20 protein-coding genes are annotated in these 22,867 nt (G+C 63.4%); 5 read left to right on the forward strand and 15 right to left on the reverse strand.

The window, feature by feature from the left end; translation table 11 throughout:
• Nucleotides 1-8: 8 nt before the first annotated feature.
• The 15 genes from B047_RS0105375 to B047_RS0105450 form a co-directional block, all read right to left on the reverse strand.
• The gene (locus B047_RS0105375) at nucleotides 9-1,196 is read right to left on the reverse strand and encodes a phosphoglycerate kinase (RefSeq protein ID WP_018465935.1); all 1,188 of its coding nucleotides are present in this window, start codon (nucleotides 1,194-1,196) and stop codon (nucleotides 9-11) included.
• Between the two features lie 74 nt (nucleotides 1,197-1,270).
• Complete coding sequence (gene gap, locus B047_RS0105380) at nucleotides 1,271-2,263, reverse strand: type I glyceraldehyde-3-phosphate dehydrogenase (protein WP_018465936.1); 993 nt, start codon at nucleotides 2,261-2,263, stop codon at nucleotides 1,271-1,273.
• 179 nt (nucleotides 2,264-2,442) lie between these two features.
• The gene (locus B047_RS0105385; RefSeq protein ID WP_018465937.1) at nucleotides 2,443-3,705 is read right to left on the reverse strand and encodes an ABC transporter substrate-binding protein; all 1,263 of its coding nucleotides are present in this window, start codon (nucleotides 3,703-3,705) and stop codon (nucleotides 2,443-2,445) included.
• Between the two features lie 94 nt (nucleotides 3,706-3,799).
• Nucleotides 3,800-6,286, reverse strand: coding sequence for a cation-translocating P-type ATPase (locus tag B047_RS0105390; RefSeq protein WP_018465938.1), 2,487 nt, complete (start codon nucleotides 6,284-6,286; stop codon nucleotides 3,800-3,802).
• 33 nt (nucleotides 6,287-6,319) lie between these two features.
• On the reverse strand, nucleotides 6,320-7,198 hold the full coding sequence (locus tag B047_RS18590; protein ID WP_018465939.1) for a universal stress protein: 879 nt from the start codon (nucleotides 7,196-7,198) through the stop codon (nucleotides 6,320-6,322).
• A 275-nt stretch (nucleotides 7,199-7,473) separates the two neighbouring features.
• Entirely contained in the window at nucleotides 7,474-8,703 is a 1,230-nt protein-coding gene (locus B047_RS0105400; protein ID WP_018465940.1) for a carbohydrate ABC transporter permease, read from the reverse strand.
• A complete protein-coding gene (locus tag B047_RS0105405; protein ID WP_018465941.1) occupies nucleotides 8,693-9,916 on the reverse strand; it encodes a carbohydrate ABC transporter permease in 1,224 nt (407 codons plus the stop codon). Before B047_RS0105405 ends, B047_RS0105400 begins: the two co-directional genes overlap by 11 nt.
• Nucleotides 9,917-10,087: 171 nt before the next feature.
• On the reverse strand, nucleotides 10,088-10,909 hold the full coding sequence (locus B047_RS0105410) for a carbohydrate ABC transporter permease (protein ID WP_018465942.1): 822 nt from the start codon (nucleotides 10,907-10,909) through the stop codon (nucleotides 10,088-10,090).
• On the reverse strand, nucleotides 10,899-11,798 hold the full coding sequence (locus B047_RS0105415; RefSeq protein WP_026234612.1) for a carbohydrate ABC transporter permease: 900 nt from the start codon (nucleotides 11,796-11,798) through the stop codon (nucleotides 10,899-10,901). The genes B047_RS0105410 and B047_RS0105415 overlap by 11 nt, the downstream gene beginning before the upstream one ends.
• 63 nt (nucleotides 11,799-11,861) lie before the next feature.
• A complete protein-coding gene (locus tag B047_RS0105420; protein WP_026234613.1) occupies nucleotides 11,862-13,160 on the reverse strand; it encodes an ABC transporter substrate-binding protein in 1,299 nt (432 codons plus the stop codon).
• A 347-nt stretch (nucleotides 13,161-13,507) separates the two neighbouring features.
• Complete coding sequence (locus tag B047_RS0105430) at nucleotides 13,508-14,719, reverse strand: S1C family serine protease (protein WP_018465946.1); 1,212 nt, start codon at nucleotides 14,717-14,719, stop codon at nucleotides 13,508-13,510.
• A 149-nt stretch (nucleotides 14,720-14,868) separates the two neighbouring features.
• The gene (locus B047_RS17835; protein WP_157205812.1) at nucleotides 14,869-15,036 is read right to left on the reverse strand and encodes a hypothetical protein; all 168 of its coding nucleotides are present in this window, start codon (nucleotides 15,034-15,036) and stop codon (nucleotides 14,869-14,871) included.
• Between the two features lie 24 nt (nucleotides 15,037-15,060).
• Nucleotides 15,061-16,347: an Nramp family divalent metal transporter gene (locus tag B047_RS0105440; protein ID WP_018465948.1), complete on the reverse strand. Its 1,287-nt coding sequence runs from the start codon at nucleotides 16,345-16,347 to the stop codon at nucleotides 15,061-15,063.
• A gap of 6 nt (nucleotides 16,348-16,353) precedes the next feature.
• Entirely contained in the window at nucleotides 16,354-17,187 is an 834-nt protein-coding gene (locus tag B047_RS0105445; RefSeq protein WP_018465949.1) for an SDH family Clp fold serine proteinase, read from the reverse strand.
• Between the two features lie 3 nt (nucleotides 17,188-17,190).
• Entirely contained in the window at nucleotides 17,191-18,285 is a 1,095-nt protein-coding gene (locus tag B047_RS0105450; RefSeq protein WP_084784932.1) for an AI-2E family transporter, read from the reverse strand.
• A gap of 121 nt (nucleotides 18,286-18,406) precedes the next feature.
• Here B047_RS0105450 and B047_RS0105455 point away from each other — a divergent pair, with 121 nt between their 5' ends.
• From B047_RS0105455 to B047_RS0105475, 5 genes are all read left to right on the forward strand, one after another.
• Nucleotides 18,407-18,817: a PepSY domain-containing protein gene (locus tag B047_RS0105455; protein WP_018465951.1), complete on the forward strand. Its 411-nt coding sequence runs from the start codon at nucleotides 18,407-18,409 to the stop codon at nucleotides 18,815-18,817.
• A 204-nt stretch (nucleotides 18,818-19,021) separates the two neighbouring features.
• Nucleotides 19,022-20,071 carry a YncE family protein gene (locus tag B047_RS0105460; protein WP_018465952.1) on the forward strand — a complete coding sequence of 350 codons (1,050 nt, stop codon included), beginning with the start codon at nucleotides 19,022-19,024 and terminating at the stop codon, nucleotides 20,069-20,071.
• Nucleotides 20,072-20,224: 153 nt separating this feature from the next.
• Nucleotides 20,225-20,875 carry a phosphatase PAP2 family protein gene (locus B047_RS0105465; RefSeq protein ID WP_018465953.1) on the forward strand — a complete coding sequence of 217 codons (651 nt, stop codon included), beginning with the start codon at nucleotides 20,225-20,227 and terminating at the stop codon, nucleotides 20,873-20,875.
• A 3-nt stretch (nucleotides 20,876-20,878) separates the two neighbouring features.
• Nucleotides 20,879-21,535 (forward strand): response regulator transcription factor, encoded by a 657-nt coding sequence (locus B047_RS0105470; RefSeq protein WP_018465954.1) that lies wholly within the window; start codon nucleotides 20,879-20,881, stop codon nucleotides 21,533-21,535.
• A complete protein-coding gene (locus B047_RS0105475; protein ID WP_018465955.1) occupies nucleotides 21,532-22,833 on the forward strand; it encodes a sensor histidine kinase in 1,302 nt (433 codons plus the stop codon). The genes B047_RS0105470 and B047_RS0105475 overlap by 4 nt, the downstream gene beginning before the upstream one ends.
• The last annotated feature ends 34 nt before the right edge of the window (nucleotides 22,834-22,867 follow it).

The raw sequence follows: 22,867 nt of genomic DNA on the forward strand, positions 1-22,867 counted from the left end.
AGAGAATCCTACGACAACGCCTCGATGCCGGGCAGGGTGCCGAGCTCGAGCAGCTCCAAGCTGGCCCCGCCTCCCGTCGAGACATGGCTGAATTTGTCGGCCACGCCCAGCTTATTGGCCGCTGCCACCGAGTCCCCTCCGCCGATCACCGTGAAGGCTCCCTTCAGCTCGGCGATGGCCTGCCCCACGGCCAAGGTGCCCCTGGCGAAGTCGTCCACCTCGAAGACCCCCATGGGGCCGTTCCACAGCACGGTCTTGGCCTCCTGCAGCGCCGCCGCGAAGGTCTTGGCGCTCTCGGGGCCGATGTCCAGGCCCATCCAGCCTTCAGGGATCTGGTCCGCCGGGACGACCTGCGTCTGGGCCCCTGCCTCGATCTTCTGCGCGGCCACCACGTCGCTGGGCAGCAGCAGCTTGACTCCCAGCCCCTGCGCCCGCTCGAGCAGATCGCGGGCGAGCTCGAGCTTGTCGTCCTCGACCAGGCTAGACCCCACCTTACCCCCTCGAGCCTTGATGAAGGTGAAGGCCATGGCCCCGCCGATCACCATACCGCTCACGCGCGGCAGCAGGTTCTCGATCACCCCGATCTTGTCGGAGACCTTGGCCCCGCCCAGCACCACCCAGTAGGGCTTTTCGGGGTTGTCGATGACGCGCTTGATGCTCGAGACCTCCTTCTCCATCAGAAACCCGGCGTAGCTGGGAAGGAACCTGGCCACCCCCGTCACCGAGGCGTGCGCGCGGTGCGCCGAGCCGAAGGCATCGAGCACGAAGGCGTCGCCCAGCCGGGCGTACTTGCGCGCTAGAGCTTCGTCGTTCTTTTCCTCTCCCGCTTCAAAGCGCACGTTGTCCAGCAGGGCCACCGCGCCCGCGGGCAGTGCCTTGACCCGCTCGAGCGTAGCCTCCGAGGCCGGGGTCAGCTCGGGGCTGCCACCGATGAAAGTCACCGGGCGACCCAGGTGCTGCTCGAGCACCGGGGCCACCGGTGCCAAACTGCTGGCCTCCTCGAAACCCCCCTTGGGGCGGCCCAGGTGGCTGAAGAGCACCAATGTGGCGCCCTGCTCGAGCAGGTGCTTGAGCGTTGGGATGGCCGCCGATATGCGGGTTGCGTCCCCTACCTTGCCCTCCTTGAGGGGCACGTTGAAGTCTACCCGCACCAATACCCGCTTGCCGGACGCATCGAAGTCCTTGAGGGTATGCATGATTCACCTCATGGAATATGCCGATAGTCGATGGCTGATGGTCGACAGCCACTCGCGCTTTGCCCCTTGCGTCGCTACAGCTTGCTGCCGATGTACTGCGTCAGGTCGGCCACGCGGCAGGAATAGCCCCACTCGTTGTCGTACCAGCTCACCACCTTGGCCAGATTGCCCACCACCAGCGTGTCAAGGGCGCTGAAGATCGAGGAGTGCGGGTCGCCTTTGAGGTCGGAGGACACCAACGGTTCCTCGGTATAGGCCAGGATACCCTTCATGGGTCCCTCGGCGTACTCCTTCATCGCAGCGTTGATCTCCTCCTTGCTGGCCTCACGCTTTAAGACGGCGGTGAAGTCCACCACGCTCACCGTGCTGGTGGGTACGCGGAAGGCCATCCCGCCGAACTTGCCCTTGAGCTCGGGGATTACCAGTCCCACGGCCTTGGCTGCCCCGGTCTCACTGGGCACGATATTGAGGGCGGCGGCGCGGGCGTCGCGGGGGTCATCCTTGGCCGCGTCCACCAGGCTCTGGCTGGCGGTGTAGGCGTGCACGGTGGTCAGGAGGCCTCGCTCGATGCCGAAGCGGTCGTTGAGCACCTTAGCGACGGGAGCCAGGCCGTTGGTGGTGCAGCTGGCGTTGGAGATGACGTGGTGCTTGGCGGGGTCGTACATGTGCTCGTTGACCCCCATCACCACCGTGAGCATCTCGCCCTTGCCCGGTGCGCTGATGATGACCTTCTTGGCCCCGGCCTTGAGGTGAGCCTCGGCGGCCTCGAGCTTGGTGAAGCGCCCGGTGGACTCGATGACGATGTCTACGCCGATGTCGCCCCAGGGCAGGGCAGCCGGGTCTTTTTCCTCGTAAACCCGGATGGTCTTGCCGTTGACGATAATGTTGTTCTCGTCGTAGCTGATGCTTCCGGGGAATTTGCCGTAGTTGGAGTCGTACTTGAGCAAGTGGGCCAGGATGGAGTTGTCGGTGAGGTCGTTGAGGGCGACCACTTCCACCCCGCGTTCTTCGAGAATGCGGAACACCTGGCGACCGATACGCCCAAAACCGTTGATTCCTACGCGCATAGTTCCTCCCTGTGTGGGGTTCTGCTTCGCAGCAGCGCTCACACTATACCCCAACTTTTCCACTCCGGCTGCTCCTGAACTGCGTCCAAGCAGCGCGCCTGCAATAGATTACTCCGCTCGAGGCCCGGCTCGAGCGGAGTGGGGTCCCAATTCACTTAGCCGATGATCGGCTTGATGACCTAGCGCGTCCGTCCTGAAAGCAGATCCTCCACCTGTTTCTGGGCTTTGTCCAGGGCAGCTTTGGGCGTGGCCTGGCCCAACACCGCCTCCTTGATGGCCTGACCCAGGATGTCGAAGCGGATCTGCTCCCACTCGGCGATGGCCGGCTCGAAGCGGGCAAAGCGACTTTGGGTGAGGATGGTGCCGAACCAGGGGTTCTCTTTGACGTAGCGGGTCACGATGGCGTCGGCCCCCGCACCCAGGTGCACTGGCACGTAGCCGGTGGCCACGCCAAACACCGCCTGGGCCTTCGGACTGATCACAAACTTGAGGAACTCGGTCGCCAACGCGCGCTCCTTGGCGTCGGCCTGCTTGAAGACGATGAGGTTGGTGCCTTGCACCAAGGCATAGCCGGGCTGCTTGCTGGTCTTGCCCGGCAGGGTCGCGGTGCCCAGGTCGAACTTGGCCGCGCTCTTGTAGAAGCTATAGCCCGCGGAGGTGTCGGTGGAGAAGCCGAAGGTTCCCGAGCCGAAGTTCTGGTTGATGAAACCTTGGGTGATGGGCTTAGCCCAGCCGTCCTTCACGGCCTTCACCAGGAATTCCAGCGTCTCTACCCCCACCTTGGAGTTGAGCACCAGCTTGTCGTTTTGCAGGTAGTTGCCGCCGCGGGTGAAGAACCAGTAGGCGTAGGTCGAAGCGTCGGGCACGAAGAAGTAGACCGGGGTCTTCTCGCCCTCCGACAGGCGCTTGGCTGTCGCCACGAACTCGTCGATGGAACTGGGCACCTTGGCGCCGTACTTCTTCAAGAGGTCGTTGTTGTAGTACATGATCTGGACGCTCTTGTTGAAGGGCACGCCGTAGATTTGCCCCTTGATCTTGGTGGCATTGACGAAGAGGGGGTTGAGGCCCTTGAGGTCGAGGCCCAGGCTCGAGACCGGCAATACGGCGTCGGCCTCGAGGTACAGCGCGATGTTGTTCTCGAAGGCTTGGGCCATGGCCGGGACCTTGCCTGCGGCGAAGGCCGCTTTAAGCTTGGTGGAAAGGTCGCGGTAGTTGCCCTGAGCTACAGGCCTGACACAGGCCGCGCCCCCCTTGCTCCGGTTGAACTCCACAACCAAATTCTCCAGCGCAGCCTTGGGCGCGCCCCCGGTGAAGCCGTGCCACAGCTCAGCCACCACTTCGGTCTTGGCGCACTGCTCCTTGATCAGGTCCTCGGCTTTGGGCTGAGCCACGGCTAAGCTAGCGATCCCCAACGACAGCCACAGCGCGAAACTCCGTTTCATGCTTCCTCCTCGGTTACAGCCCTACATTCGGTAGTGCTTGTCAGGATTATGTCATGACGAAAGCCAAAAGCCGATGCTCGACACAACCATCGGCCTAACCAAGGCTTCTTTGGCTTTCACAACCGTTTCGCCTAGCCTGCCAGAACCACCGGCCAATGAGTTCAGCCAAGGCCCAGGCCAAAAGCGCGGCGGCCAGGACCAGTCCCCACAAGGGCAGCGGAAGCATAACGCTCCCGAAAGCCCGGATGGCTGTGGGCCAGGCTCCCACCAGCACCTGAACCCCGATCCCCAGCAATACCACCAAGTGCAGCGCTGGGTTTGGGGGCGGGGAGACCTCAGTGCGCCTCGAGGGATAGGTGAAGAAGAGCTGCCCGATCGCCATGAAGTTGAACGCCACACTGCGGGCGGCCTCGAGCGAGTTCCCTATCCGCGGTACCAGTCCCAGCAAGCCTAGGCCCAGCAGCGCTTTGACCAGGCCCGAGATCAGCACGAAGCGCAGTGAGGCCAGGTCCAGCAGGGGAGCGTTGGGTGGTTTGGGAGGGCGCTGCATCACCGCGGGGTTTTTGTCCAGCGCCAGCGCGAGTGCGGGCAGACCGTCGGTCATGAGGTTGATCCATAGGATTTGCACCGCCGTAAGCGGAAGCAAAAGTGAGCCATCGACCTCGCGCAGCTTTAGGAAGAAGGCGATGAAGGCACCCAGCGCGACCAGCAGCACCTCCGAGAGGTTGGTGGAGAACAAGAAGCGCAAAAACTTCTGGATGTTCTCGTAGATGCTGCGCCCTTCCTCGATGGCCGCCACGATGGTGGCGAAGTTGTCGTCTAAGAGGACCAGGTCGGCCACCTCGCGGCTCACGTCCGAGCCGCGCTGGCCCATCGCTACTCCCACGTCCGAGCGCTTGAGGGCCGGGGCGTCGTTGACCCCGTCGCCGGTCATGGCCACGATCTCCCCCTGGGCTTGTAGGGCTTGCACCAGGCGCAGCTTGTGTTCGGGGCGCACGCGAGCGAACACGCTAACCTGTCGCAGGGCTTGCTGCAGGGCTTCGGCAGTGTAGTCCTCCAGGTCCTCCCCGCTCAGCACGCCCTCGCTGTGAATACCAACCTGCCGGGCGATGGCAAGTGCGGTAGCGGGGTGATCTCCCGTAACCATCAGCACCCGGATCCCGGCCTGTTGGGCCCTGGCGATTGCTTTGGAGACTTCGGGCCGAGGGGGGTCCCAAAACAGCACCACACCCAGAAATTCCAGGCCTTCCTCGACTTCCCCCGATCCAGCGGCTATGCCCAATACCCGGTATCCCTCGCCTGCATAGGCAATGGCTTTCTCGCTCCACAAGCGCTGTTCTTCGGGGCTCAGCCGGCTTCGGCTGAGCAAGACCTCGGGGGCCCCCTTAAGGTAGCTCACGGGCTTCTCCCCTTCCTCCACCGTGACCCGCATGTACCTCCAGGCGCTGTCGAAGGAGCGGCTCGAGCGGCGTGGGAGCCCCCGGAGGGCCGCTGCGTCCACTCCCTGGGCCCGGACGAAGCGCATGAGCCCCAGTTCCAGCGGGTCTCCCGCCCCCGTGGCCTCGTCGGCGTCGTTGGCGATGGCCAGGGCCTTGAGGGCCCGGGCGGGGTCGGGCGAGTCGAGGTGATGCACCTCCATTTGGTTCTCGGTCAGGGTCCCGGTCTTGTCGGTGGCGATCACCGTGACCGAGCCCAGCGCCTCGACGGCGGCCAGACGCCGCACCACGGCCTTGCGCTTGGCCATGCGCTCGACGCCGAGGGCCAGGGTAAGGGTGAGCACCGCCGGGAGCCCCTCCGGAACCGCAGCCACCGCCAGCGCTACGGCGAACACCATCACCTCATCGAGTCGTTCCAGGCCTTCCGCCAGCACGCCGGCCACCGCGATGAGGGCAGCCAGGGCCAGCACCCAGCGGGCGACCTGTTGGCCGAAGCGCTCGAGCCGCTGCTCGAGGGGGGTCTTGCTGGCCTCGATCTCACCCAGCATCAGGGCCAGTTTGCCCATGCTGCTGTGCGCGCCCGTACGGCTGACCTCCAGAAAGGCCCTTCCCCGCACCAGCAGGGTGCCACTAAAGGCTTCCTGAGCCGATTCTTTCTCTTGCAGCAGCGACTCGCCGGTGAGTACCGACTCGTCCAGCAGCACCCCCTGGGCTTCGCGCAGCACCCCGTCAGCGGGAACTCGGTCCCCGGCCTCCAGGCGCACCCAGTCCCCCGGCACGATCTCCCGGCTGGGTAAGTGCAGCCACTCCCCCTCGCGCAGCACCCAGCTTTTGGGGGCAGCCAGCTCTTTCAAACGGGCCAGCGCTCTCTCTGAACGGGACTCCTGATAGACCCCTAGCCCCGCGTTGAACAGGAGGATCAGGCCGATGCTCAATGCTTCAATGGGCAGGCCGTGCATGCCCTCGTAGAACCACAACCCCAAATCGAAGAGCAGCGCGAAGAGCAGGATGTAGATCAAAGGGCTTTGAAACTGGCGGAAAAACCGGGCCCAGATGGGCTCGAGGGGCTTTTCCGGGAGTATGTTGGGGCCATACCTGCTCAGTCGCGCCTGGGCTTCCCGGTGGGACAGCCCACGCTGGCTCATGGCTTTTACTCCTCGAGGGCCGGACACGAACCCTCACTCACGGACGGGGATCACCAGCACGGGTTTTTCGCTCCTGCGGATGACCCCCTCGGTCACCGACCCCAACAACAAGCGGTTCAGGCCGCTGCGTCCATGCGTGCCCATGACCACCAAATCGTAGGCCTTGGCCTCTTCTGCGATTTGATCGACCGCTTTGCCCAGGGCCAGTTTGCTCTGCACCTGCACCCCTGCTCCGGCTGCCGCCTCCAGGGCTTTATCAAGGGCTTCCTGGCCGATCTCTTTGAAACTGGCCTCCAAGTCCTCGGCTACGGCGTACATGGCCGCTTCGGGCCCGAGGTAGTGATACACACCTTCCACCACATACAGCAAGCCCACGCTGGCCCCTAGGGCCTTGGCCAGCTCGAGGCCCTGACCCAGCGCCTTCTGGCTGGCCTGGCTGCCGTCGGTGGGCAGCAGGATTTGCCGGATTGCGTCGGCTTTGGCTCCCTCCCGCACCACCAGCACCGGCTTGGTGCTCCTGTGCAGCACGCTGATGGCGACGCTACCCAGCAGAAAGCGATCCAACCCGCCGTAGCCATGGGTTCCCATCACGATCAGGTCGTGTTCCTGTGCTCGCTTGACGATGACCTCGGCTGCACGGCCCGTCTCCTGCTGGGCATGGCAGACCACCCCGGCAGAGCGCGCCAGCTCTTCCACCTTGGACAGTGCCGTTTGTCCGGCTACCTGCAGATCGCGCTCCAGGTCGGAGTAATAGGGGATGCTGGCGGGCGTCACCACCAGGTTCGTGAGCGGCTCGAGCACGTGGAGGGCGGTGACCTCGGCGGCCAGGGCTTTGGCTAGCTCGAGGCCTACCCGAGCGGCGGCCTCGCTGCAGCCGCTGCCGTCGGTGGGAATCAGGATCCTACTGTACATAAAACCTCCTCACAAAAGCGCTACTGAAGACGTTCTTGATATCGCAGATGTTCAGCGAGGGGGCTGTTGCCTCCTTTCATCTCCCGTCAACGGCGACACCAACCATGACATCCCCAGCCCGCAGCCGGGTTACCCTAGCACGGCCGAGCCAGCACGCGCACCCACGTCCAAAGCCGGATCAATCACATTGAGATGGCACTTTCCGGCATTTTCATTATGGCTATGAGTTTTGGGGCGAAATGTCCCTTGCAATTCCCGGTGCGATACGCACGCTACTATTTGATTCCGCTTCTGGCCACACCCTGAACGAACTGCTTTTGAGCCAGGAAATACCCCAATACGATCGGCAGAATCGAGAGCGTCGAGGCGGCCATCAGTCCGCCGTAGTCACTTCCTGCCTCTCCGATGAAGGACTGTAGCCCGAGCTGGATGGTGCGCATCTCCGGTGAGTTCGTCACGATCAGCGGCCACAAGAGCGCATTGTAGGCACCCAAGAAGGTGAAAATGCCGTAGGTGACCATGCCCGGTACCGACAGCGGCAGGGCGATGCGCCAGAGCTGAGTCCAGTAGGTTGCCCCATCGATGCGGGCAGCGTCGAATAGATCTTGTGGCAGCGAGAGATAGAACTGGCGCAGCAGGAAGATGCCGAACACCGAGGCCAGCCAGGGCACGATCAGGGCGTAGTAGCTGTCGAGCCAACCCAAGCGCGAGAGCAGGATGTAGTTGGGGATCAGCAACACCTCGCCGGGGATCATCAGGGTGGCGATGATCAGGCCGAACACAAACTCCTTGCCGGGGAAGGGGATGCGTGCGAGCGCGAAGGCCGCCATGGCCGCGATGAAGAGGCCCCCCAGCACCTGCGTGAGCGCGGTGAAGAAGCTGTTGAAGAAGTAACGGCCAAAGGGCGCAGCGTACCAGGCCTCACGGAAGTTGTGGAACACATAACCCAGCACCCCCGGCGCCAGGTTGCTCCAGGAGAGCTCCCAGTTGTCGCCCCGGCTGCTGACGCTATCGGGTTGCAGCTCAGGGTGGAATTCCCGGTAGCTCTTGGCAATGTACACCCGCACCGGTAGTAGCCGGAAGGACCCCTGTCCGCCGTTGGTGAGTGCGATCTCCCACCGGCCATCCTTAAAGGTCGTCTCGACGCGGGTGTTATCGGCCCGGGGGTCGGAGAAGGCCGCCGGGGGGGTGGGGATGGTAACCACCGGCTCGAGGCCCTTCTCGCCCGTATAGATCCGCAGCACCACGCTGCGCCCGGCCCGGTAGCCCCCCCACCACATGGAGCCTCCCTGCGCCCCCAGTCGGGCTGCCGCGGCCCAGTTGGCCGGCTTGAGCCGCTCGGGCACCCACACCGGCACGGCCTGCTGGGCTTCCTGGGGGCTCTTGAGGCTGGTGGCAAGCATCCAGTAGAAGGGGAAGGCCATGACCACCGAACCCGTGATGAGCACGGCGTAGAGGGCGGCTTGTCCCAACAGGGCTTGCCAGCGCAGGGGTTTAGGCCTCATAAGTCACCCTCCGCTCGAGCACCCGCCGCTGCACCAGCGTCAGTACCAGAATCACCATGAACACCACCACCGCCAGCGCTGAGGCGTAGGAGAAGTTGGAGTCGCGGAAGCCCTTGTTGTAGAGGTAGAGCGTTATGGTCAGCGTGTCTTGCAAGACCCCGCCGGTGGGCGTGAGGATGAGCACCTGCGTGAAAACCTGGAAAGCTCCGATTAAGGACAGGGTGAAGAGGAAAAAAGTGGTGGGGGAGAGCAGCGGCCAGGTGATGAAGCGCACCTTCTGCCACCAGCTCGCCCCGTCGAGTTCAGCAGCCTCGTAGTACTCTTTGGGGATGTTTTGCAGTCCGGCCAGCAGTACCACCACTTGATAACCCAGGAAGTGCCAAACGCTCATGGCCATCACCGCCACGAAGGCCACGCTCGGGCCAGCCCAGAAGCCGCTTAGGTTTATGCCCAGCGGCCTGAGCATGCGGGCGAAGATGCCCTCCGGCGTGCTCAGCCACTGGAAGCCGGGTGTTCCCAGCAGCCAGTTTAAGAAGCCGAACTCAGGATTGTAGATCCAGTCCCATACCGCCGCCGCTGCGGTGAGTGCGGTGATGTAGGGCAGGAAGTATAGCGTACGGAAGAGCCCCTGCAGCCTCACCTTCTCGTTGAGCAGGATGGCCGCGAGGGTCGCTAGCCCGATTCCGATGGGCACGGTGAAGACTACGAACCAAAAGGTGTTGCCCATGGCTTTCCAGAACAGCGGATCACGCGTCAGCAGAATTTCGTAGTTCAACAATCCCACGAAGCGGCTGTGGCCGATGAAATTGAAGCGGTCGAAAAAAGAAAGCCACAGAGCGTAAAAAGCGGGGATCACCTGCCACACCAGCAGCAGCCCCACCGCAGGCCAGACCAGCGCCCAGCCCCAAAACGCCCCTAGGTCCTTCTCGCTGACGTGCTTCGCCCAGCCCCAGTAGCCCACGAATACGCCCAGCGGTATCAGCAGCGAGAGCCAGGGCAGGCCATACCCCGCCACGGCCCCTGTCAGGCCGATGGTCAGTCCCAACCAGGCCAGCGGCAGCGGTTTACCCCGGATCGCCCATAACCCGGCTGCCAGGGTTGCGACCGCCGCCAGGGCATACAAAGTTGGCCCAGCAAAGCGCAGGTCCCACAGCAGCCGAACCAGCACGGCCACCATGCTAAGGCCGAGATAGAGGGCTAAGCGCGTACCCATCGGGCCTGAATATACCGCACCCTCTGCCAGCCTTCGGCAAAGTGAACTGCTTGGCGGCCAGTGGAAGTGGACACTGCGCTTTTGCCCAGGAGGCTAAACCCCAGGACCAGGAAGGAGCGCCAGTACGGTGATACCCAAGGCCGCGCTTGCGATCTCATCATTAGACTGACTTCACTTGCTTTCTGAGAGCACAAAGCCCTTGCTAAATTGCCGCCCCAACAGGGTAAATACCACCATGGGTGGAAGGATGACCACCAAGGTTCCGGCCATCACCATACCCCAATCGGTCTGCCCGCTGGCCTGCCCGATAAGGCTCTTGAGGCCTACTTGAACCACTTGGTGGCTGCTATCACGGATGATGATCAGCGGCCACAAGTACTGCTCCCAGCCATAGATAAATTGAATCAGCGCCAGTGCGCCGATGGTGTTCCAGCTCAAGGGAAGCAGCACGGAAAAGAGGAAACGAAAAGGGCCAGCCCCGTCAATACGAGCTGCATCCAACAGGCTCGAGGGGATGTTCATGAAGTGTTGACGCAGCAGGAAAATCCCCGTCGCCGAGGCGGCAAAAGGGAGGATAACGGCTTGATAGGTGTTGGCCCAACCCAGTGCATTGACCAAGTCAAATAGCGCGACTACCAGTAAGTCGCTAGGGAGCATCAAGGTCAATAGAATCAGGCTGAACAACACTCCCTTGGCCGGGATGCGAAAATACACCAGAACCATTGCCGCTAAGGCTGAAGTAATTACTTTCAAGACCGTGATTCCCACAGCCACTACGAAGCTGTTGCGGATATAAAGCCCCAACTTGGCTCCGTTCCAAGCGCTCAGCAGGTTATCCCATAGATGGGTGCTGGGGATGAGGTTGGCAGAGTTCACTGCCGAGCCAGCTTGGGTAGCTTTGATCAGGGCGAACAGCAGCGGGAATCCCACCAGCAGTACTGCCAGGATCAAGGCCAGATGGGTCAGAGCGGCTTGGATAGTCTTACGCCCCATAGTTGATCCTCCGACCTGTACGGAACTGCAAGAGGGTAAGGGCCCCCACGATCACCAGCATTAGGATGGCTTGGGCCGCGGCGAAGCCGGTTTGGAAATTTTGGAATCCATCTTGGTATATCCGGTAGATCAAAAAGGTGGTGATGCCGGTTTTTCCCAGGGTAGGGCCACCAGCGGTGAGGATGTCCACCAAGCTGAAGGTGTCGAAGATGGCGTAGGTGAGGTTGACAAAAATGAGAAAAAAGGTAATCGGGGAGAGCAAAGGCAGGGTTACATAACGAAACCGCTGCCAGGGGGTTGCTCCGTCTATGGCAGCAGCCTCGAGCAGTTCCCTCGGTAGGTTTTGCAAAGCCGCGGTATAGAAAGCCAGGTTGTAGCCGATGTTTTTCCATACGGCGGCAAATACCACCAGGACAAAGGCCAAAATGGGGTTATCCAGCCAGCGTGGGGCGATGCCGAAGAGGGTGCGTAGGAGGTTATTTACCAGCCCCACCTCGGGGTTGAACATGAACAGCCATAGGGTTCCGGCGATGGCGGGAGAGAGGGCATAAGGGTAGAGTAACAGCGCACGGTATACCGCGCTCCCACGGATTGGCTGGTTGGTCAGAAGGGCCAAACCGAGACCTGTGGCAAGCCCCAGGCTTACCACCAGGACACAGAAAATCAGGGTTTGTAGCAGGCTTTGGTAATAAGCAGGATCGCCCAGAAGCCGTTGAAATTGGGCCAACCCCACGAAGGTCTCGGTCTGGAAGACGAAGTTGGCGCGGTAGAGGGAAAGGCGGAAGGTCTCGAGGGCCGGATAATACAAAAACACTCCCAGCACCACCAAGGTGGGTAGGAGCATTAAAAAAGCCAACCAGCGGTTCTTGAAGACAGATAAGTTGCTCATATGAACAAAGTCAGGAAAAGAGGGCCAAAAGCGCTCCGCTCCCGGCCCCCTTTTCTATGGAGCTTACTTGATGCTGGCGTTGTACTCCTTGAGCGCGGCGTCGGCCCGGGTTTTGGCTTCGTTCAGAGCAGCGTCTACCGGGGTACCGGAGAAAACCTTCTGGATGGTCTCCTCGACGATGCGGCGGATTTGCTGGAAGGGGCCGATTAAGGCCCCGGCAGTGGCCTCGTTGGGGATGGTCTCGAGGAGTTGGTTGAAGGCCACGAGCTGCGGGGCCTGTGCGTTCAGCCAGCCCTCTTTTTTCAGCCGCTCGATCGAGCTGAGCCGCACTGGGTAGTAGCCGGTGATCTTGTGCCACTCGGCCATGTTGTCGGTGTTGGTCATGTACAGGGCAAACTTGAGGGCCGCCTCGGCCTGCTCCTTGGGGATGCCCTTGCTGATCCACAGGCTGGCCCCGCCGATCACCACCCCGTTGCGCTTGACTCCATCGGGAATGGGCAGGAAACCTACCCCCATCTCGAAGCCGGTCTTCTTGGCAGCGTCGTTAATGTTGACGATGTCGGCGGTGGAGGTGATGTGGAAGACCACCTTGCCATCGGTGAAGATGGCATCGCTGCCGTCCCAGTCCTCGAGCTTGCCGGTGTAGGTGTAGTAGCCCTTGTCGTTCATTTCCTTGAGCCAGGAGACGATCCGCTTGGCCGGCTCGCTGGTCAGCAGCACCTCGGTAGCCCGGCCCTTGCGCCCGTTGGAGTTGTTGGCCAGGAGGGCTCCCTGCTCGGCCATCCACTGCTCGAAGAACCAGCCGTTGAGGCTCATCCCGAAGCACTTCACCCCCAGGTTGGCCGCAGCGATCTTGCCGCAGGCGGCGGTGAGTTCACCAAAGGTCATGGGCGGTTTGGCCGGATCCAGGCCGGCTTTCTTCATCAGATCTTTGTTGAAGTAGAGCACCGGTGAGGAAGAGTTGAAGGGGATGCTATTGACCTTGCCGCCAATGGTGTAGTAGTTGAGCACCGGCTTGATGTAGTCGGCGGTATCGATAGGACCCACGTTGCTGACCGGCTGGAAGATGCCGGAGTCGAGGGCGAACTGGCTGCCGATCTCGTACATTTGCACCAGTGCGGGAGGCTTACCCTGGCGTGCGGCGAGGGTAGCGGCTTGCAGGATCTCCGGGTAGCTGCCTTTAAAGGTTGGAACTACATTGATGTTAGGATTGGCTTTGTTGAAGGCCTCGGCCTTGGCTTGGATCCAACCACCCCGCTTGGGATCACCGAAGGCGTGCCAGAATTCCACCGTCACACGTTGAGCTAGCCCAACCGTTCCCAAAATCGCTATCAGCATCAAGACGGGCATGCTATGCTTCATGCTTCCTCCTGGGAATGACTTCCCGCCCGAACCATAAAAGCGCCACTTCAGCTTTTTGTCAGCCTTGCGCTCGAGCGCGGTTTTGGCACCATTCTTGCTCAAGCGAGCGGGCGCTCTTTGGCTTTGCAGCACTGCGGCGGTAAGCGCCCTAAATACTAACACATAACGCACCGGGTGAGTAGCTTGTATTGTTCACCTCCGAGGCGTGTACGCTTGGCCTAACAGAACACCAATGTTCTGGGGGCTGCTCAAGCTGCGTTACCGCCTCGGAGAAGCAGGGTTGGTGCGTCACCAAGCGGCGACGCACCAACCGAAGCTGGTATAACCCCACCAATTCGAAGCGCTTTCTATTGGGAAGCGAGAATTTGGGGGATGACGTTCACGTTCAAGATCTTGCCCTCGCGCCAGACTTTGAGGGTGACCGGCTGGCCGTTGGCGGCCTCCAGCACCCCTCGCAGATCGCCAATGTCCTGGATGGGGTTGCCGTTGGCTTCCAAGATGACGTCCCCGTTGAGCCCTACCTGTTGCACCGTGCCGTCTGGGGATTGCACCTGGAGGAAGCGGGTGGGTGCTTTAAGGCCAGCTTTTTCGGCGGGCGAGCCCTTCTCCACGCTCTGGATCATCAGGCCTGCTTCGGGTAGGTTGTTGGCCTTGAGGGTTTGGGGGCTATAGGCCGCCAGGGGTATCACCGAGACTCCCAGGCGCGGGCGGGAGGCCAGGATTTCCTTGTCGCTGACGTTTTTGCCCTGCTCGAGCGGCTGCAGGTACTGCTTGGCCAGGTTGATGGGGATGGCGAAGCCCACCCCGGCGTTCTGCGGGTTGCCAAACTGGCCCGAGGGCGAGAGGATGGCGGTGTTGATGCCGATGACCTCGCCTTTGGAGTTGAGCAAAGGCCCACCGGAGTTGCCGGGGTTGATGGCCGCGTCGGTCTGGATCAGGGTGGGTACCAGCGCGTCCACCGCGCCCGGGTTGCGCCGCACCGCCGAGACGATGCCAGTGGAGACGCTGTAGTCGAGCCCGAAGGGATTCCCGATGGCGATGGCCTTTTCGCCCACCAGCACCTGGTCGGAGTTGCCCAGGGTCAGGGGCTTGAGCAGGTTGGCCGGGGCTTGTACCTGAATCACCGCCAGGTCGAGGGCCGGAGCGGTGCCCAGCACTTTGGCGCTGTAGCTCTTGAGGCTGTCCTTGAAGCGCACCGTGATCTGGCTGGCCCCCTGCACCACGTGGTAGTTGGTGAGGATGTGCCCTTGCTTATCCAGCACGAAACCCGAGCCGGTGCCCTGCTGCGGTTGGGGTTGCAGGAAGGGCGCAAAGGGCTGGAGGTTGTCGGGCAGGCTGGCTGCCGGGTTGCTGCGCACCGAGATGTAGACCACCCCTGGGCTGGCCGTCTGCGCAATCTCGACGGTGTTGCGTTCGTCGGGCAGAAGGCCCTGGAGGGCGCTGGGGGCCGGGGCGGGGGTGGGGCTTGGCTGGCCCTGGCTAAGGGCGAACCACAAAGCCGAACCCGAAAGCACCATCACCGCCAGCAGGCTGGAGGTTTTGAGTACGGTATTTTTCATGGCTGTCGCTCCCTGGCTTGCATCCGCAAGCACAGCCAGAAGGGTAGGCCCTCGAGGTTTAAGTTCGGTAAAAGCAAAATCCGCTCGAGGCGCTGAAAACACCGGCCATCCGGCAAAAACCGGCTTGGCCCGGTTTTGAGCTTCGGGGATTAGCGGTTCTTCAAAAAGAGCAGGTAGAAAACCACAAACAGGGCCACAATGCCGATGTTCACCCACAGCCGTAGCCAGAATTTGTCTCGCAAAAACAGGACGTCCACCAAGACCACCACCGCTATCATGGTCAGCACGTATAGAACTTGAAGCAGGGACTTCGTCACAACCTTCGCCTCCTTTCCGGTGGGCTAAACCGGCCACAGGCTCTGCCCTAGCAGGTACAGGTTGAGCCCGATGATCAGCGCGGCCACCAGCCAGCCCAGTACCTGGAGGGGTTTGCCGATGGCCAGCTCGCTCATCAGCTGGCGGCTAGCGGTCAGGAGCAGCAGCGGCACCAGGGCAAAGGGGATGGCAAAGGAGAGCACCACCTGCGAAAGCACCAGTACCCGGGTGGGATCCAGGCCAAGCAGAATCACCACAAAAGAGGGTACCAGTGTGACCAGGCGGCGCACCCAAAGTGGGATGCCAAAGCCCACGAAACCCTGCATCACCACCTGGCCGGCCATGGTGCCGACGGTGGTAGAGGAGAGCCCCGAGGCCAGCAGGGCCAGGGCAAAAACCCCGGCGGCCAGCGGCCCCAACAGGGGCGAGAGGGTCTGGTAGGCGGTGGTGAGGTCGGCCACCTCGGTACGGCCGGTGTGGTGAAAGGTGGCCGCAGCCGCAACCAGCATGGCCAGATTCACGAAGCCTGCTATGGAGAGGGCCAGCACCACGTCGAGGTTGCTAAAGGCGAGCAGGCGGCGCTTGAGGGCGGGATCGTGTAGGGGGATGCGCTGGTCGGAAAGGGCGGAGTGCAGGTAGATCACGTGGGGCATCACCGTGGCCCCCAGGATGCCCACCGCCAGCAGCACGCTCTCTTGGCCCTCAAAGTGGGGCACAAACCCCTGCAGCAGCCGGGGGTCGGGGTGGGCGAGGAAAAGCTCCAGGATATAGGCCGCGGCGATGACCCCCACCAGCGCAGTGATGGCCGCCTCGAGCGGGCGAAAGCCATAGCGCCCCAGGCCCAGCAGGGCGAAGGTGACCAGCGCCGCCAACCCCGCGCCCCAGGCCAGGGGAACCCCTAAGAGCAGATGGAAGCCGAGTGCGGCCCCGATGAACTCGGCCAGGTCGGTGGCGATGGCGGCCAGCTCGGCCTGAACCCAGTAGAAGTAGCTCATTGAAGGGGGGTAAGTGCGCCGGATCGCCTCGGGCAGGCTCATCTCGGCGGCGATGCCCAGACGCGCCGAGAGGCTTTGGATCAGCATGGCCATCAGGTTGGAGAGGAGCACCACCCAAAGCAACCGGTAGCCGAACTGGGCCCCGGCCTGGATGTTGGTGGCAAAGTTGCCGGGATCCATATAGGCTACGCTGGCCACGAAAGCCGGGCCCAAAAAGGGCAGGACTCGAGCCAGCCCGCGTTTTTCCGAGCGGCGCTCCAGCACCCGCAGGGCCTCGGCCTGGGTTTCGGGGTCGCTCAAGGGACCGTGGCTCAGCATGGCTTCCTAGCGAGGCCGGTGCTCTTCCCGCCGGTAGGGCAGGGGTACATACTGCACGCTGGGCCGGTTGCCGCGGGGCTGGGGGTAGAGTTCCATCAGGGCGTAGACCTCCGGGGGCATCGCGGTGGAGACGGGCAAGCCCATGGCGCGAGCCTCCTCGGCGCTGATGGGATAGTCGTGGGTCCAGGTGCCCTGGGAGAGCCTATGGGCCAGGGTCTCGGCCTGGGTTTCCTCGAGGTGCTTGCGCAGGAGGTTCTTGGCGACGGCCTTGACCTGCACCAGGGCCTTTTTAGCCTGGTCGGCCAGGATCAGGGTCTCGTCGTCGATCTTCTCGATGGGCTTCTGCTCCAGCACCTTCAGGATGGAGGCCGCCGGGTACTGCCCGAGTTGGGGGTCGACCGGGCCCAGCACGGCGTTGGCATCCATGACGATCTCGTCGGCGGCCAGGGCGATGAGCGTGCCGCCGGACATGGCGTAGTGGGGCACGAAAACCGTGACCTTGGCCGAATGGCGCAGGAGGGCCTCGGCGATCTGCTCGGCAGCCAGCACCAGCCCACCGGGGGTGTGCAGCACCAGGTCGATGGGCAGCTGGGGGTCGGTGAGGCGGATGGCCCGCAAGACCTGCTCGGAGTCGTCGATGTCGATGTAGCGGCTCAGGGGCAGGCCCAGCAGGGCGACGGCCTCCTGGCGGTGGATGAGGGTGATGAGGCGGCTACCCCGGCGGCGCTCGAGGGTTTGAAGGCTGCGGGCTCGAGCCAGCGCCAGCATCTGCCGCTGCAGAAGCGGGCTCAGGAAGGAGAGCAGCAAGAAGAGCCAGAAGAGGTTGTTGAGAATATCCATAATCTACCTCCAGGGCCAGAAATCTTCCAGCCAGAGCTTGAGCAAAGCGGCCAGAGGCACCGCGACCAGCAGCCCCGGCACCCCGGCCAGCCGCTCACCCAGCAGCAAAGCGAACAGCACTGTAAGCGGGTGCAGCGAGGTGCTCTGGCCTACCAGCCACGGGGCCAGCAGGTGGCCTTCGAGCTGGGCCGCGGCCAGGAGCACCAGCAGGGCCTTGAGCACCACCGGCCAGCCCAGCGGCAACGCCGCGAAGAAGACCAGCACCCCTCCCAGTGCGAGGCCCAGGTAGGGGATGAGCTCCAGCACCCCCACCAGCAGGCCCAGCGGCAAGGCCAGGGGCACCCCCAGCAGACCCAGGCTGAGCCCCACCAGCCCACCCAGGCTGGCGGCGACCAGGAGCTGTCCCCGAAAGTAGCCCATCACAGCCCGCTCGAGGTAGCCCACCATCCGCTCACTCCAGGCCCGCAGGTTGGGGGGAAGCCTATGCAAAAGGTCCTGGCCCATGCGCGGCCCATCGGCCAGCAGGTAGATAAAGGACACCACAAAGGCCGCCAGCTTGACCGCCCCGCCAAACAAAAGGGCCAGGGCCGGGATCAGCCCGCTTTGGGCGAAGCCACCCAGGCGGGGGATGAGCTCGGCGGAGAGGTTTTGCAAGAGCCTGCCCACCGAACCATAGGCCTGCTCGAGGGCCCCCATCAGCCAAGGAGGCAGCCCCGAGGCGTGGAGCCGTTCGGGCAGCTGGTTCCACCAGGTGCTCAGGCCGCCGGCGGCCCCCGGGAGGGTGCGGGCGAAGTGGGTCAGCTCCTCCCCGACCCGCACCAGCCCCACCCCGAGGAGGCTCAGGCCCAGCCCCAAAAGCAGCAGTACCAGCGCCAAAGCGGCCGGGCGCGGCAGTCGGAGCCGCTCCAGCCGGTCTACCCACGGGCGCACCAGGGCTGCGAGCAGAAGGGCCAGAAGGAGAAGCCCGAAGAGGTCGGCGGTGAGGTACAAAAGCCGCAGCAGGGCCAAAAGCAGCAGCAGCCCGGCCACCCCCCGCACGTAGGGGTTGTTCCACAGGAAGCGCAGACCCTCGAGCACGCCCCAGGCTATGGAGGCCACGTAAAGGTTTGGTAAAAAGCGGCGCCGGCCCTCACCTTCCCCTCAAAGAGCGCAACCTTTCTGCAAGGTGGCGGGGTTACTTTGGCCCTGTCCAGGCAGGAGCCTGGCGAGGAGGAAAGTGATGAAAAAGTACGGCAAAGCGATCTTGTTGGCGGCTTCGGCCCTCTTAAGCCTGGCGGCCTTTGCCCAGAAGACGGGGCAGAACGGCGCCCAAAACCCCAGCTACACCGGCAGTCTGCCGGTTTCGGAGAACCTGAGCGCCCAGCAGTACCAGGCTATGGCCAAGGTCTCCCTACAGGATGCTGTAAAGGCGGCGCAGGCGGCCCTGAACACCACCGCCACGCCCACCAAGGTCAAACTGGGGGTGGAGAACGGCTACCTGGTCTGGGAGGTGGTGCTCGCCGGGCAGGAGGTCAAGGTAGACGCGGGCAACGGCCAGGTGCTGCACCAGGAGGCTGTGGGTGCTCCGGAGGAGAAGGACGGCGAGCGCCACGACGAAAACGACGGGGAAAGCCACGACGATAACGGTTAAACCCTGAACCTGGGGGCTGCCGGGCCTGCCCGGCAGCTTTTTACCAGAGCTTTACCTAAGCGCTCTAACGTGCTCCCACGGAGGGCGGTTATGAGTGGAATACACCCTGGTTGGCGGGCGGCGTTGCTCTTGTTCTCCCTTGTGGCTTGCTGGGCCCAGGCGCGGAACCTTGGTTCGGCAAGGGGAGGTTCAAGCCTGCCCCCCATGGCCGCGAGCCAAGGGCTTAAGTCCGGCCTGCCGGGAATGCCCCCCTACGACCCTAAGAACGTCTACGCCTTCACCCAGGCAGGGATGCTCTCGCCTACGGTCAGGGATTTCCCCGAACGGGTCTATGTGCCCGATGGCAAGACCAACCGGCTGTACGTGATCGACCCCAAAACCTACCGGGTGGTGGCCAGCGATAAGATGGACGCCGAGCCCCAGCACGTGGTGCCTTCCTACGACCTGAAGACCCTCTATGTGGCCAACGACGTGGGCAATACCCTTATTCCCATCGATCCCCAGAGCGGAGCCCTGGGGAAGCGAATCCCGGTCAAAGACCCCTACAACCTCTACTTCACCCCGGACGGAAGATCGGCCATCGTGGTGGCGGAGTACCAGCACCGGTTGGACTTCTTTGACCCGCAGACCTGGCAGCCCCAAGGGAGCCTGGGGGTGCCTTGCAAGGGTATCAACCACATGGACTACAGCGCCGACGGGCGCACCCTGGTGGCGGCCTGCGAGTTCAGCGGGGACCTGCTGAAGATCGACGTGGCAGCCCGAAAGGTGCTGGACAAGCTGCACCTGGGGGGGATGCCCCAGGACGTGAAGCTCTCCCCGGATGGCCGGGTGTTCTACGTGGCTGACATGGACGCGGGCGGGGTGCACCTGATCGACGCCGAGAGGTTTCACCCCCTCGGCTTCATCCCTACCGGCAAAGGGGCCCACGGCCTCTACCCCAGCCGCGATACCCGGTACCTCTACATCTCCAACCGGGGCGAGGGCTCGGTGAGCGTGCTCGAGTTCGCCACCCGCAAGCTGGTGACCAAATGGAAGATTCCCGGCGGGGGCAGCCCGGACATGGGCGGGGTCTCAGCGGATGGCAGAACATTGTGGCTTTCTGGGCGCTACCACGGGGAGGTGTACGTCTTCGATACCGACCTGCAAAAGGGTGGCCTGATCCGGCGCATCAAGGTAGGCAAAGGCCCCCACGGGCTGGCCATCTACCCCCAGCCGGGTCGCTACTCCCTGGGGCACACCGGGGTGATGCGGTGAGGATGTGCACAGCCAGGGAGGCCCCGCCACGCTTCCGGCCCTCAGGGAGCTGATCCCGGCTTTGCAGGCGCGGGGGTTCGTTTTCGTTGAGCTCTCGGAGCTGCTCGGTTCGGAGGGTTCGTCCCGACTACGATAAAATCGAGGAGAACTAGCGTGATCCAAAGGATATCCGGCATCTGGGAAAAGGGGCTTCGCCTGGCGCCTTTGTGGCTTCTGGGGCTGCTGTTTCTAAGCTTGCTGGCCTTTATAGGCCTGGCCGAGGACGTCTACGAGCGGGAGGGTTTTTTCTTTGATGGGCCCATTCTGGCCTTCCTGCACACCCAACAAAACAGCCTCTGGAACGCCATCGCCCTGGCGCTCACGCAATCGGCCTCGGCGCCGGCGGTGGTGGGGCTGACTTTGCTGGTGCTGCTGTGGGCCTACGGGCGCCGGTTGGCCTGGCCCCTCTTTGCCCTGGGCCTGGGCGGGTCGGTGCTCTTGAACCTGGCTTCCAAACTCTTTTTTGCTCGTACCCGGCCCCACCTTTTCCCCCAGCTCACCCCCGAGCACGACTACAGCTTCCCCTCCGGCCACACCATGGCCAGCCTGACCTTGGTACTGGCACTCTATGGGCTTTTGGCGCCCCGCTTTCCCCAGGCGGCCCGCTGGGTCTTGGCCTTGGGCCTACCCTGGGCCTTCTTGGTGGGCCTTTCCCGGCTTTACCTGCAGGTGCACTACCCCTCGGACGTGCTGGCGGGCTGGGCCTTGAGCTTCCTCTGGGTGGTGGGGCTGTGGTACCGCTGGGCGGTGGGCCAAAGGGGGTAGGCCATGCGCATCCTGCTGGTGGAGGATGACCTCGAGGTGGGCGCCTTGGTCAAGGAGACCCTCGAGGCCGAACCCTACGCGGTGGACTGGGCCACCGACGGTGAGGAGGCCTTGGGCCTTTGGCAGGGCTTTCCCTACGACCTGGTGGTGCTGGACGTGGGCCTGCCGCGGCGGGACGGGCTAAGCCTGCTCGCCCACTTCCGAGGACAGGGCCATGGGGTACCGGTGCTCATCCTGACCGCCCGCGACGGCCTAGACGACCGGGTACAAGGACTAGAGGCAGGAGCCGACGACTACCTGCTCAAGCCCTTCCACCTGCGCGAGCTCCGGGCCCGGGTGCGGGCCTTGCTGCGTCGCTCGCGGGGCGTGCCCCACAACCGGGTGGAGGTGGGGCGTCTCGCCCTGGACTTAGGGGCCAAGCAGGCCTGGTGGGCGGGAGAGGCGCTCGAGCTCTCCGCCAAGGAGTGGGCGATCCTGGAATTCCTCGCCCTCCACCCCCAGACGTTTTACCCCCGGGAGCTGCTTTTGGAGCACATCTGGCCCGGCGAGGCCAGCATCGACCCGCGCAGCCTCGACCCTTACATCTCCCGCCTGCGCCAGAAGCTGGCCCCGGAGGCCATCGAGACCCGGCGCGGGCTGGGCTACCGCCTCATCGGATGAGCCTTCGCCTGCGGCTTACCCTGTTCTACGCCCTGCTGGTGGCCGGGGTGTTGCTACTGGCGGGGATAAGCCTGCGGCTGGGGCTGGAGCGTATCCTGCAAAGCGAACTAGATCAGAGCCTGCAAGCAGCGCTAATCCTAGCCGAGCCCTGGGTGAACAACGACAATGGCCGCCTGGGCCTGAGCCAGGAAGGGGAGCTACCGCCAAAGTTGCCAGCCGACTTAGCCTTGCTGCTGTATGGCCCTCGGGGTCTGGTGGAGGCCCTGGGCCCCAAACCCCAGCCCCTGCCCGCCGCGCGGATCGGTTGCTTTGCCTCGGGAGAGTGGCGCTTTTGTGGCCGTGGGGTGGAGGGGGCTATCCTCCTAGCGGGTCGGCCCTTGGCCGGGCTCGAGGCCAGCCTGGAAGCGCTCAACCGCGTGCTCTGGGCCATCGCTCCGGGGGCTTTGCTGCTGGCCTTGGGCCTGGGCTACTTCCTGGTGGGGCGAGCGCTCGGCCCGGTGCGCCTCCTAACCGAGGCCGCCCGTGAGCGGGCCTTAGGCCGCATCTGGAACCGTCCCTTGCCCGAGCCTTCTGTGCGGGACGAGCTATTTACCCTGAGTCAGGCCTTCAACGCGCTGCTAAAGAGCCTGGGCGAGCTCATCGAGAGCGAGCGGCGCTTTACCCAGGATGCCGCCCACGAGCTGCGCACCCCCCTCACGGTGCTTTTGGGGCGGCTCGAGCAGGCCCAGGAAAAGAACCACGACCCCCAGGTGGCCCGGGCCCTGGAACAGGCTTACCGCTCGGCCCAGCGGCTCTTGGCGCTGGTGGAAAAGCTCCTGCACCTGGCCCGGGCCGAGGCTGGCCAGGGGCTTTTGCGCGAGCGGGTTTCCCTTCATCGTCTGGTGGCCGAGGAGGTGGAGGATATGCGCCCCCTCTTCGAGGTCAAAGGTCTGGCCCTGCACGTCCTCTTGCCGCAGGAGCCGCTGGAGGTGACGGGGGATCGGCTGGCTTTGGGGCTGGCCCTGCGCAACCTGTTGGAAAATGCCCTCAAATTTACCCCTTCGGGTGAGGTGCGGGTGCGGTTGCGGAAGGAAGGGGAATGGGCCCTGCTGGAGGTGGAGGACACCGGGGGTGGTTTCCCGGAGGAGGCCCTACCCCACCTTTTCCAGCGCTTCTACCAGGCGCGGGTAGAGCACCGCCGCAGCGGCAGCGGGCTGGGGCTGGCCCTGGTTGCGGCCATCGTGCGCTGGCATGGGGGGAGGGTGGAAGCGACCAATACCGCGGAAGGAGCCCGGATGAGCCTATGGCTGCCTCTTTGAGTTTTACCCAATCTTTACCCTCGCGGCGTAGCCT

This window comes from Calidithermus timidus DSM 17022 (genome assembly GCF_000373205.1).
Lineage (GTDB): Bacteria > Deinococcota > Deinococci > Deinococcales > Thermaceae > Calidithermus > Calidithermus timidus.